An 11,746-nucleotide genomic window follows, 5' to 3' on the forward strand; every position below is an offset into this window, starting at 1 on the left:
CTGTCAATGTCCATGCCAATACCAATGGCCCCCTGCCGTTTAGCTTGTCCGTCATTTGGCTAAAAAAGGTATGCGCTTCTGCCGGAAGCCGACAAAGGGGGATTTATCATGCGCAAATATCTGATCTTGATCGCACTCGTATGCCTCGCCGTCATCCCGATCGGAGCCGCAGCCGTCACGGACAAGCAGCCCCACGCGGCGGCGGAGACCGCCAAGACGGAGACAGCTGCGGACGACCTCCCCTCTTCGCCTGCCTATATCGCCAAAATCTTCACGATGGGCGGCACGACCTACGTGAAGCTCGACTATATTCAATGGTACCAAGGGTCCGAAGCGGACCGGGTCTTCCGCGAGCGGGAGCAGGACCCCGAGATGACGGAAGCGCCCGACGGCTACTATATCGTGAACGACGACCCTACCCTTCACACGTACGCGGTAGTCGACGACGCCGAAGTGTTCATGCAGATCTACAACCGTTCGGGCAGCTGGGACGACGCCGATATACAAGCGGACGAGCGGATCACCCTGCGCAAATTCCGTTCCCTTTTCACGAAGGATAATGAAGAGATCATGTCGTCCTTCCCCTATCGCGTGACGATCGCGAACGGCAAAGTCGTCAAGATCGTGCAGCAATTTATTCCTTAAACGCTGTAATGGACGGCCGGCTCCAACAGCGTCAGCGTGCCTTCGTCCGTATTCATATCGACGTACGCGCCGATAGGGATCGCGGCCTTGTAGCGCCCGTGGCCGGATGCCAGTCCGGCGAGGAGCGGCTTCCCTAACGGAACCAAGAAGTCGGCGATGAGATCTTCGTAGGACTTGCCGTAGGCGTCCGGACAGTTGGTGCATTCGCCCATGACGATGCCGGCGCACGCGTCCAGCTTCCCGGCCAGCTTCAATTGCTCTATATAGCGGTAGACGGTGTTGACGGGTTCGTGCGTCTCCTCGAGCATCAGAATCCGATTCCTCGTATCGACTTCGAAAGGCGTGCCTAGAGAGCCGACGAGCGATGTCAGATTGCCTCCGACCACGGGTCCCGCCGCCCGTCCCGGTACGCGGACCGAGAGCGGCATGCCGGGCGGATTCGCGATCGGACGCGGAACGACGAGCGAAGAGGTCGCCGTGAAAAATTGCTCGAAGTTGTAAGCCGGCGTATCCGGCTTGAAGTCGATCAGCAGCAGGCTGTGCAGCGTGATCAGGTTCGACAGCTGCGCCAGCGCATTGAGCAGCACGGTGATATCGCTGTAGCCCGTCAAGATCTTGGGATGATAGCGGATAAAATCGTAATCCAGGTAGGGCAGGATGCCTTCCACGCCGACGCCTCCGCGAACCGGCAGGATAAGCCTGACGTCGTCGTTCGCGAACATGCCCATCAGATCTTCGGCGCGATCCCGGTCGCTGCCGGCCAGATATCCGTCGATGTCATACACATGCCGCCCCAGGACGACTTGAAGTCCCATGCACTGGAGGTAGGCCAATCTGGCATTGATCGTATCGGCTTCGAGCGGGCTGCCTAGCGTGACGATGCCGACCGTATCCCCTCTGACTAGCGCGCGCGGCTTAATGGCCATCGGGCACCGCCTCCGTCCTTCCGGAATAACTGCTACTACTGAGGTTATGCCGGTCGGTCGGGCGCTAGCATCTTCTCGGTACGGCCGGCGGTGCCTCGTATGTTTTGGCCGGTACATAGAAAAGATGATGAGGAACAAAGCACGATGAGGAGGCAGAATGATGCCATTGCCCGAATTTCCCGAATCTTACTGGTTAGCCACGACCAAGTCGCCTTCCTACGACAAGCTGTCCGCGGACCTTGAGACGGCGTTCGCCGTGATCGGAGGCGGCATTAGCGGCATCACGACGGCTTATCTCCTCGCCAAAGCGGGGCGTCGGGTGGCGCTGCTCACGGCCAACAAGCTGTTCAGCGGCACGACGGGCTATACGACGGCCAAGATCACCGCGCAGCACGATCTGATCTACGACGAATACATCCAGCATTTCGGCGAAGAGAAGGCGCGGCTCCACTATGAAGCAAACCGGGACGGCGGCGCGTTCATCGCGGACATCATCCGGGAGCACGGCATCGATTGCGACTATGCCGAGGAAGACGCATATGTGTATGCCGTCGAAGAGGCGAACGTGGCGAAGCTGCGCAAAGAAGCGGAAGCCTACGCGAGGCTCGGCATTCCCGGCGAGTTCGTCGATCGGATCCCGCTGCCGGTCGCGGCGAAGGGCGCCGTCGTCATGAGGGGGCAGGCCCACTTCCATCCGCTGCCCTATCTGATTCATCTGGCGCAAGAGATCGTCCGGCTCGGCGGACAGATCTTCGAGGACACGACCGCGAGCAAGTTCAAGGAAGAGGACGGACAAGTCCGCATCACCACCGCCGACGGACATGAGGTCGTCTGCGAGTCGGTCGCCGCCTGCTCGCACTTCCCGTTTTTCGACAACGGGTTCTATTTCGCGCGGCTGCATGCCGATAGCTCTTACGTCCTCGCGCTGAAGACTGACTTCGCGTATCCCGGCGGGATGTATATCAGCGCGGACGATCCGAAGCGGTCGATTCGTATGGTGGAGTACGGGAGCGAACGGCTGCTGCTCATCGGCGGGGAGTCGCACAAGACGGGCCAAGGAGAGAATACGATCCTGCATTATGAGGCGCTCGAAGATTACGCGGCGGAGACGTTCGGACGGGGCGAGATTCGGTACCGCTGGTCTACGCACGACTTTGCCACGCTGGACAAGCTTCCCTACATTGGACAGGCTACGAAGGGAAGCGAGCGGCTGTTCGTGGCGACGGGCTACCGCAAGTGGGGGATGACGACCGGCGCCGTCGCGGCGCAACTCCTGACTGATCTGATGCTCGGCCGGGACAATCGGTATGCCGAATTGTACGGTCCCTCGCGCTTCGGAGCGGACCCCGGCGTGAAGACGTTCGTGCAGCAGAACGCGGACGTCGCCTACCGGCTCGTGCACGGCAAGCTGGAATGGCTGAACATGCATCCGGACGATCTCGGGCCCGACCAAGGCGCGGCGGTCCGCATCCAGGGACATCGGGCCGGCGCTTACCGGGACGCGGAAGGACGGCTCCACGTCGTGGATACGACCTGCACGCACATGGGCTGCGAAGTCGCCTGGAACGAGGGCGACCGGACGTGGGATTGCCCGTGCCACGGCTCCCGCTTCGATTACCGGGGCGAGGTGCTGACCGGACCGGCCAAGAAGCCGCTGAAGCCGCTCTAACGATAGAAAGTATCGTTACGCTTGGCTCCGGGCTGCGGACGGCCGCTGTAACGATAGAAAGTATCGTTACGCCTGGCTCTGTGCCGCGGACGGCCGCTGTAACGATAGAAAATATCGTTACGCTTGACTCCGGGCCGTGGATGGCCACTGTAACGATAGAAAGTATCGTTACGCTTGGCTTCGAGCCGTGGATGGCCACTGTAACGATAGAAAGTATCGTTACGTTTGACCTCGGGCCGTGGACGGCCGCTCTAACGATAGAAAGTATCGTTACGCTTGGCTCCGGGCCGTGGATGGCCACTGTAACGATAGAAAGTATCGTTACGCTTGGCTTCGAGCCGTGGATGGCCACTGTAACGATAGAAAGTATCGTTACGCCTGGCTCCGGGCTGCGTGTGGTCCCCGGAGTAGGGTCGGCATTGCGCGGTATTAGATTGTTTCAGATTGCGCCATCAAGGGGAAGAGTGGGCAAACGGACGGAGGAGGGACGGACCGTGAACGAATTCGAACGACCGGCCGATCTGGAGCCGTCGGACAAGCAGAAGCCCGGAGCTAAGCGCGACCACCCCGAGCAATATCCGACCGATAAGGAGAGCCTCTTCGACCGCTTCCTCAGCGAGCGGAACGTCGATCCGATCCCGGTGGAGGATTTGACCCTCGCCCAGAAGGACGAACGCCGCAAGGAAGAGACGAAGCGGGATTCCTCCAGCGATCGAAAGTACGAATAAAGGGCAACCTAGTTAGCGCGCAAAGCGATATGACGGAACGACCCTGCACGATCGAACCCTTCAGGTCTGCATTCGGCTTTCATGACGGAACAGCCTTGGACGAACGTGCACCTCGGCGCGCAACCGGCATTTTTGACGGAACGACCTCGAACGGATCGGGGCCTACCGACCCGTCCGTCCGCAAAAAGAGCTCTCCCAGGGCGTCCGATCGCCTGAGAGAGCTCTTTGCATTTCTTCCCTGAACTTACTTGAAGAACCGCGAGAGATGCGCGGCGGCTTCCTGGATGCCGTTCCGCTCGGCCTCGAGCGTCCCCCAGAAATAGTGATCCTCCAGCTCGATGCTGATCCCGCCCCGGTAGCCGTTCCGGGCCAATCCGCCCGCCACTTGCTCCCAGTTCACCAGTCCGTGCCCCGGGATCGTATACCGCCACGAGCCCTCGGAGAATCCGTACTTGGCGCCGAACGTAGCCGGCAAGTTGCCGCTCTCGTACAGCTCCTCCGCCAGAATGGCCGTGTCCTTGCCGTGACAGTGGGTGATGCGCGAGCCGAATTCGTCCAGCGCCCGCAGATAGTCGATCCCTAGCCGTACCAAGTGCGAGGGATCGTAATTCAAGCCGAAGTGCCGAGACGGGATCGCCTCGAACATCGCGCGCCACGTCTCCGGCGTACAGCCGAGCGTCGGATAGTACGGCGCCGGTCCGGGCCAGCCCTCGATCGCGATCGAGACGCCCGCCTGCTCCGCATGACGCACGATATCCGGGAACGTCTCCTTCCAGATCGCGAACGCTTCGCTCCGCGGCAGCGCCAGATCCTCCGGCACGAGGCACATGAACAGGATCGTCCCGCCCAGCCCGGAGATCTGAGTGATATGCTGTTTGGTCGCATCTACGGCTTGAAGGCGCCGCCCCTCGTCGCGGCTGAACAGCGCCGCCGCGTTCGTCGCGTCGACCGAGCCGATGCCGAGCCCCGCCGCGGAGCAGGCTTCCCGTACGGCTGGCGTCAGCTCGGGCACGTCGAGGAAGTCCAGCCCCGCTCCGCTCGCCCAAGCGGCCACGCGTTCGATGCCTTCGCCGCCCATCCAGGGCGGAATCCGCATGCCGATCGGCAGACTCATGACTTCACCTCGCCCGCGGCCGGGATCGGCACGTAGCCTGCCGCCCCGTAGACGGCCTCGGAGAACCGGACCACCTGCAGCGCGAACTCGCCGGTCACCTGAACGGGAATCCGGCCGGCGATGGCGTCGATGAAGCTCTTGTCCTGGTTCGTCGTCTGCGGCGGCAATTCCGGCACGATCGGTTCCTCGCGCAGCCGGCGCAAGGTGATCTTGCCGTTGTCGTAGAAGATGCCGCCCGTCTCGCCGCAGAAGACGTAAGTCTCATGCCAGCAAGGGGACCAGCCGACGAGGTTCAGTCCGGCCAGGACGTCGCCTTCGAAGCGGATCGTCGTGAACGAGTCGATCTCGACCGGAGTGTGGCGCTGGGAGAGCGATGTCTTGATCTCCAGCGGCTTGAGCCCCGTCGTCCAGAGCAGGACGTCGATGATGTGGCTGCCGGAATCCATGAGGAAGCCGCCGCCCGATAGCGCGGGATTCTGGCGCCAGGAGCCTTCCGTGCCTTGTCCCCATTCTTGATAGAGGGAAGCGGTTACAGACGTCAACTTGCCGATCTCCCCGCGCGCGATCGCCTCGCGAATATACAAAAATTCCGGTTGAAAGTGTCTTTGGTAGGACACCTGAAGCACCTTGCCCGCCTCGTTCGCCTGCGCGATCAGCCGCTCCGCCTCCGCGGACGAACACGTCATCGGCTTCTCGATCAAGACGTGCAGCCCTCGCGCCAACGCCGCCGAAGCTTGCTCGTAATGCATCGTATGCGGCGAACAGAGCACGACGGCGTCCAGCTCCGCCTGCCCCAGCATGTCCTCGTAGTTCGCGAACTGCGCCGCCTGTCCAAGCCCGAAGGCTTCGGTGAAGCGAACCCGGTTCGCCTCGCTCGGATCCGCGATCGCGCGAATCTCGACTTCTGGAAGTTCAAGCAACTGTCTGCCATGCCAATGCGCGATGCCGCCGGTACCGATCATGCCCACTCGAATGCTGCTCATGTACCCGTATCCCTCCCGGATGGTTTTGGTGCTTGCAGGAATGGTAGCCTTCCTGTCCATCTTATTCGAACCTCGCGAATAAATCCCTGCTCTTTTCGGGGAGAAATTTTTTAGGGGCACACGACGACGCCTTCGCGTTCCAAGCGGCAAATCTGTCCATGAAGCTTGGCGCGCCTCCCCAACGGCCGAACCGCCTGCGCCGCTGCCGCTCCTTCGCTCGGGGACGGTGCAGGCGCCGCCAGTCGCCGGCTGCGGCCCTTCCTCCGCTCATCCCTGCGCGAAGCGCTGCCGGTACTTGCGCGGCGAGATGCCCTCTACCTTCAGGAAGCTGGAGCTGAAGTAGGGCGCTTGATTGAAGCCGACCTCCTCGGCGATGCGCGCGATCGTATAGTCCGTCTGCATGAGCAGCAGCTTGCTCTGCTCGATCCGGTAGCGCAGCAGATACTCGGTCGGCGAGCAGCCGTACTCCCGCTGCATGCAGCGCGCGATGTAAACGGGGTGGAAGCGGAGGCTCTCCCCGAGCGCCCGCGCCGTGATCTCCTCGCGATAGTGGCTGCGCAAATAAGCCGCAGCCTGCTCGGCGCAGGAGGTAGCCGGCGACGAGCGTTCCGGCGCGACGCACGCGGCCAATTGCTGCAGCACCTCCTGGAACAGCAGCTGCTGCTTCAGCTTGGCGGCGCTGAGATGCGCGGCGGGCGCCAATTGGACGAGCTGCTGCAGCGTCTCCTCGGTCTTGGCGGGCTGCAGCAGCTTCGCGTACTGCGGGAGCTGCAGCGGGAAAGACCGCGTCGCGAACTGCACGGACGGCGAATTGACGTCGATCGGCTCATGGTAGCCCGAGGCCTCCAGCGTATCGGTCGCCGTCCAGCCGCCCGTCGTCTGGAAGTGCAGCCAGTAGTAGGAGGTCGGTTCCTTGCATCCTTCCGTCCCGTAATGATAGACGTCCGGGCGCAGGATCAGCGATTCGCCGACGGACACTTCGAACTGCCGATCCTCCTCTCCGATATAGAGACAGCCTCGGCTCACGACGAGCAGATCGAATACCTGAACGTTGCGCCTGCTCATATGACGATGGCCCTGCTCAAAATCCGTATGCCCGCTCACGATGTAATGCGGCAGCGGAGGAACCGTAAATTCCAGCAGATTCACCCTTCGCCCTCCTCCCCTCTGAAGTTGGTATATTGAAAGTTTCGGTTGGAAATCTGACACATGCCAATCAGTATAGCATCTATAATTTGTTCTGACCACGACATACGAGAGGGTCCAATCGCACAGACATCAAGGGGAACCGGGAGGGTTTCGATCGTGAAAGCGGATACCAACAAATACGGCCTATGGACGCTCGCATGGCCGATCTTTATAGAAGTCTTTCTTCAAGCGCTGCTCGGCACGGCGGATACGATTATGGTTAGCCGCATCTCGGACGACGCCGTCGCGGTCGTCGGCCTGGCCGGACAGCTGTTCAACGCGCTGACGACGCTGTTCATGACGATCTCGGGCGGCGCGGGCATCTTGATCGCCCAGCGGCTCGGAGCGAAGCGCGGAGAGGATGCCCGGACGATCGCCATCATGGCGGTGACGATCAGCACGGCGATCGGACTTGCGATCAGCGCGGTACTCTATACGATGCCGGTGCCGCTCGCCCGGGCGCTGCACGTCTCCGATGAGTTGATGCCGCTGTGGAACACGTACGTCGCCTACTTCGGCGGCGGGATGTTCCTGACGGCGATGATCGCCAGTCTCAGCACGTCTATCCGCAATACGGGCAACACAAGAGCGCCGATGTTCGTCGGTATCGGGATGAACGCCCTGCATATTTTCCTGAACTATTTGTTCATCTTCGGGTCGTTCGGCATGCCGAAGCTCGGGCTCGCCGGCGTGACGATCTCGGGCAATGTCAGCCGCCTGCTGGCGGTGCTCGTCCTGCTGTACATGTTCCTCTTCGTCTTCGAGCGCAGGATCCGCATCCGCGACTTCTGGATCTGGAGCACCGGGATGTTCAAAGAGATTCTGCGCATCGGCTGGCCGCTCGGCGTGAACATGTCCTGTTGGGTGTTCTCCCAGCTCGCCATCTATTCGTATCTGGCCCAGCTGGGCGCCAAAGAGCTGGCCGCCCGCACGTATATGAACACGCTCGAATCGTTCTGCTTCATGCTCGGCTACGCTTTCGCGCTGGCGGTCCAGATCCAGATCGCCCACCTCTACGGCGCGGGCAAAACCCGCGAAGCTTACCGGGGCGCCTACCGCGCGCTCTACATCGGCCTGACGGTGGTGACGGCCAACGCGTTCCTGCTGTACCTGCTCGGCCACCAGCTGCTCGGCATGTTCACCTCCGACCGCGAGATCGTGGCCATGGGCGTCTCCCTGCTCGCGCTGAACCTGCTCCTGCAGCCGTGCAAGATGCTCAACATGGCCATCGGCAACTCGCTGAACGCCGTCGGCGACACCCGCTACACGATGTATACGGCGATCGGCTCCATGTCGCTCGTCGCCGCCGGCTGCTCCTATTGGCTCGGTATCGGCCTCGGCTGGGGACTGATCGGCATCTACTGCTGCATGATCGCGGACGAGATGATTCGCGGTCTCCTGGTGCTCGTCCGATGGCGCGGGCAGAAGTTCCTCCGCAAGGCGGAGGCGTCCGGCGGGGAAACGGCGGCATCGTCTCGCAATCGGCAGGAAGGCGTGCCTGTCTCCGTCTAACATAGCTAGGCTAATCCTTTTCTCACCCCCAAGACTTGGTAGGCTTAATCCTTATCTTTCCCCCAAGAAGACATATCTGTTCCCATCTAGCACAGCTAGGCTAACCCAATCCCCTCCCCCGTCATACAATGGCGGAAGGAGGGGATAAGCATGCCTATATACCGGATCATCGTCGATATCGGCGAGCGACAACTATACCTGCTCGACGGCGACAGGGTCGTCGACCAATACCCGGTAGGCGTAGGCAAGATGGTCACCCGGACGCCGACCGGCGACTTCCGCATCATCAACAAGCAGCTCAATCCGGGCGGGCCGTTCGGCGTGCTTTGGATGGGCTTGTCCAAGCCGCATTACGGCATTCACGGCACGAACGATCCGTCTTCGATCGGCCGGATGGTGTCCCATGGCTGCATCCGGATGTACAACGAGGACGTGCTCCGGCTGTCCGCGCTCGTCCCGATCGGTACCCGCGTCACGATTCGTCCGTGAGCTTCATTAACGTTTTCTGATAAACGTGCTTCGTCCGGCAATGTCTGGTAGGATGGGGGGATAGAACGAAACGAACGAAAGGGCGGGTTCCCGATGAACGAGACAACCGAGACCTCGTCGCTTGAGCTGGAGGAAGTCGCCGAGTTGTTCCGGCTCGTCTATCCGGCATTTATCGTCGAGATCGACCGGGCCGAAGCGACGCGCGGCAAGCTGAAGGAGTTCCACCTCGCCATGGCGGCGGAGCATGCGAAGAACAGCGTTCGCATATTGGGCTGGGATAGCCGCAGAACCTTAAATGCCATTTTCGAGACTTACAAAGATATCTATCTCCTCAAAGGACGCACTGCGGCGGATTTGTGGTCCAAAGACACGTTCGGCTGCACGCCCGAGATAGCGATGAACGATCCCGACGGCGCAAGAGAGCTCGAGGCCAAGATCGAGGCGATGCAGCTGCTGATCCAGGAGAAGGAGGCCGAGCTGCTGCACCTCTACCGCGAGATTCATATGCTGCAGGAGATGTTCGCGATCAAGAACCAGCCGGTCGTGACCGTAAAAGGAATAACGCCGAGCGACGAAGGGGACCCTTCCTAAGTGAACGACTTGCAAGGGACGTGAACCGGATGGCGTGGAACGGGCAGAACGACGATTGCGATTTCTCCCCGATGAAGGAAATGATCAAGACCAGCCTGACGGAGCTCGCCGCCGAGCTCCAGGAGAGCATCGGCCGGATCGACAGCGAGGGACAATGCCTATTGAACCGCTTCGAGCAGCTCGGGCGGCGGTTTCAGCGGGTGCAATCCGTAGCGGGCAGCTTCTATCTGAATTGCTACCTGTCCCCGTTCACGGAACGTTACAACGAGCTTAGCCTGAGCCTCCGGCATCTATCCGTTCGGAAGATCGGCGCGCTCATCGTCGTACAACGGGACGACCCGCTGGCCGACTATCTGCACAACGGCATCCCGGTCGGCGCCTCCGTCTCTCACCTGCTGCTCGAATCGCTGTTCCACCCGGGCAGTCCGCTGCATGACGGGGCTGTGCTGGTCCAGGGCAACGCGATCGTCAGCGCCGCCAACGTCCTGCCGCTCTCGGCGATGCAGGCGCATCAGAAGATGGGCACGCGCCACCGCGCGGCCGTCGGGCTGTCCGAACGCAGCGACGCGATCGTCCTCGTCGTATCCGAAGAGACGGGAGCCGCCTCCTTCGCCGCGAACGGCCATCTCTACCCGGTCCTGCTCCATTAAGGAATGAGCAGGATCTTTCCCGTGCTCGCCCGGCTCTCCAAGAGGCGGTGCGCCTCGGCTCCATCCGCCAAGGGGAACCGTCGCGGCGCCTCCATGCGCAGTTGTCCCATCCTCAACGCCTCGAACAGCGCGTTCGAGCGCGCGATCCGCGTTTCGCGCGTGGTCACATGGTTCCAGAGGTCGCCGCCTACCAGCTTCTTCGACGTATCCATCAGCATGCGAGGATCGACGAGAGGCGGATCGCCTCCGGCCATGCCGTAGAAGACGACCGTTCCCGTCGTCCGGACAGCCGAGAAGCTGTCCATCAGCGTCGATCCGACGGAATCGTAGGCCACGTCGACGCCCGCGCCCCCGTTGGCGATGCGCTTGGCTTCGCTTGTCCAATCCTCTCCATAGAGCAGCACGACGTCCGCGCCGGCCTTGAGGGCCGCTTCTTTTTTGGCATCCGACGAAGTCAGACCGATCACGCGCGCCCCGCGGCTCGCGCAGAGCTGCGTCAGCCACTGGCCGACGCCGCCGGCGGCCGCATGCACGAGCGCCGTGTCCCCGGCCCGCAGCGCGTAGCTGTCATGGATCAGATAATGCGCCGTCAGCCCTTGCAGCAGCAGGGAAGCCGCTTGCTCGCAGGAGATATCGTCAGGCAGCGGGATCGCCTGCTTGACCGGCACGGCTGCCAGTTCGGCGTTGGCGCGGGGGACGTCCGTGAAGGCGACCCGGTCGCCGACCCGAAGCGCGGTCACGTCCGGCGCGATCCGCGTTACGACGCCTGCGCCTTCGTAGCCGAGAATATAAGGCGGCTTGGCGACGAGATGGTAGTTCCCCCGCCGACGGTAGATGTCCGCGAAGTTGAGGCCCGCAGCCTCGATGCGAACGAGGACGGTGCCGGGCGCAAGCTCCGGATCCGGGATGTCCGTGTACCGCAGCACCTCGGGGCCGCCGAATTGCTCGAAGATCAATGCTTTCATCCGGTGTCTTCCTTTCGCCTACAACTTATGATAAACAGCTTAGCCTAACGATCGGGTTGGAGCAAGCGGGGCTGGTTGTTAGACGTTCCCAACCGGATGTCTCCGACTTCTCCGTCGCAATCCAGGCCAATACACCGTCGCTGTTCATATGCGATACGGATCATCCGAGGAAAAGCCGCCGAACGCGCCAAAAAGGATTGCTGGGGCGAAGATGCGCAATGGGATGTGCTGAATACATCACTTAAGGCTTGCTTCAGCCCGCCAACGCCCATGTAGGTAGTTTACA

12 protein-coding genes are annotated in these 11,746 nt (G+C 61.5%); 7 read left to right on the forward strand and 5 right to left on the reverse strand.

Annotated features, from left to right (window positions below; translation table 11 throughout):
* The first annotated feature begins 108 nt into the window (after positions 1–108).
* Positions 109–645, forward strand: coding sequence for a hypothetical protein (locus H7C19_RS29070; protein WP_185672602.1), 537 nt, complete (start codon positions 109–111; stop codon positions 643–645).
* Here H7C19_RS29070 and H7C19_RS29075 read toward each other — a convergent pair.
* Positions 642–1,571, reverse strand: a complete 930-nt coding sequence (locus H7C19_RS29075) for a S66 peptidase family protein (RefSeq protein WP_185672603.1) — start codon at positions 1,569–1,571, stop codon at positions 642–644. The genes H7C19_RS29070 and H7C19_RS29075 overlap by 4 nt on opposite strands.
* 157 nt (positions 1,572–1,728) lie before the next feature.
* On the opposite strand from H7C19_RS29075, the gene H7C19_RS29080 reads away from it, so the two are divergent.
* Positions 1,729–3,240: an FAD-dependent oxidoreductase gene (locus H7C19_RS29080; RefSeq protein ID WP_185672604.1), complete on the forward strand. Its 1,512-nt coding sequence runs from the start codon at positions 1,729–1,731 to the stop codon at positions 3,238–3,240.
* 494 nt (positions 3,241–3,734) lie between these two features.
* Complete coding sequence (locus H7C19_RS29085; protein ID WP_376775460.1) at positions 3,735–3,968, forward strand: YczO family protein; 234 nt, start codon at positions 3,735–3,737, stop codon at positions 3,966–3,968.
* A 244-nt stretch (positions 3,969–4,212) separates the two neighbouring features.
* Here H7C19_RS29085 and H7C19_RS29090 read toward each other — a convergent pair whose 3' ends face one another.
* The 3 genes from H7C19_RS29090 to H7C19_RS29100 form a co-directional block, all read right to left on the reverse strand.
* A complete protein-coding gene (locus H7C19_RS29090) occupies positions 4,213–5,082 on the reverse strand; it encodes a sugar phosphate isomerase/epimerase family protein (RefSeq protein ID WP_185672605.1) in 870 nt (289 codons plus the stop codon).
* Positions 5,079–6,065, reverse strand: a complete 987-nt coding sequence (locus H7C19_RS29095) for a Gfo/Idh/MocA family protein (protein WP_185672606.1) — start codon at positions 6,063–6,065, stop codon at positions 5,079–5,081. The genes H7C19_RS29090 and H7C19_RS29095 overlap by 4 nt, the downstream gene beginning before the upstream one ends.
* A 267-nt stretch (positions 6,066–6,332) precedes the next feature.
* A complete protein-coding gene (locus H7C19_RS29100; RefSeq protein WP_185672607.1) occupies positions 6,333–7,214 on the reverse strand; it encodes an AraC family transcriptional regulator in 882 nt (293 codons plus the stop codon).
* Positions 7,215–7,367: 153 nt separating this feature from the next.
* Between H7C19_RS29100 and H7C19_RS29105 the strand changes: the two genes are divergently transcribed.
* The 4 genes from H7C19_RS29105 (at position 7,368) to cdaS (ending at position 10,495) form a co-directional block, all read left to right on the forward strand.
* Positions 7,368–8,765 (forward strand): MATE family efflux transporter, encoded by a 1,398-nt coding sequence (locus H7C19_RS29105; protein ID WP_313732042.1) that lies wholly within the window; start codon positions 7,368–7,370, stop codon positions 8,763–8,765.
* Between the two features lie 150 nt (positions 8,766–8,915).
* A complete protein-coding gene (locus tag H7C19_RS29110; RefSeq protein ID WP_185672609.1) occupies positions 8,916–9,254 on the forward strand; it encodes a L,D-transpeptidase in 339 nt (112 codons plus the stop codon).
* 93 nt (positions 9,255–9,347) lie between these two features.
* Positions 9,348–9,845, forward strand: a complete 498-nt coding sequence (locus tag H7C19_RS29115; protein ID WP_185672610.1) for a hypothetical protein — start codon at positions 9,348–9,350, stop codon at positions 9,843–9,845.
* 29 nt (positions 9,846–9,874) lie between these two features.
* The gene (gene cdaS / locus H7C19_RS29120; protein ID WP_185672611.1) at positions 9,875–10,495 is read left to right on the forward strand and encodes a sporulation-specific diadenylate cyclase CdaS; all 621 of its coding nucleotides are present in this window, start codon (positions 9,875–9,877) and stop codon (positions 10,493–10,495) included.
* Here cdaS and H7C19_RS29125 read toward each other — a convergent pair.
* The gene (locus H7C19_RS29125; RefSeq protein WP_185672612.1) at positions 10,492–11,460 is read right to left on the reverse strand and encodes a quinone oxidoreductase family protein; all 969 of its coding nucleotides are present in this window, start codon (positions 11,458–11,460) and stop codon (positions 10,492–10,494) included. The genes cdaS and H7C19_RS29125 overlap by 4 nt on opposite strands.
* Positions 11,461–11,746 lie beyond the last annotated feature (286 nt).

The sequence above is a fragment of the Cohnella nanjingensis genome (assembly GCF_014212125.1).
GTDB classification, from domain to species: domain Bacteria; phylum Bacillota; class Bacilli; order Paenibacillales; family Paenibacillaceae; genus Cohnella; species Cohnella nanjingensis.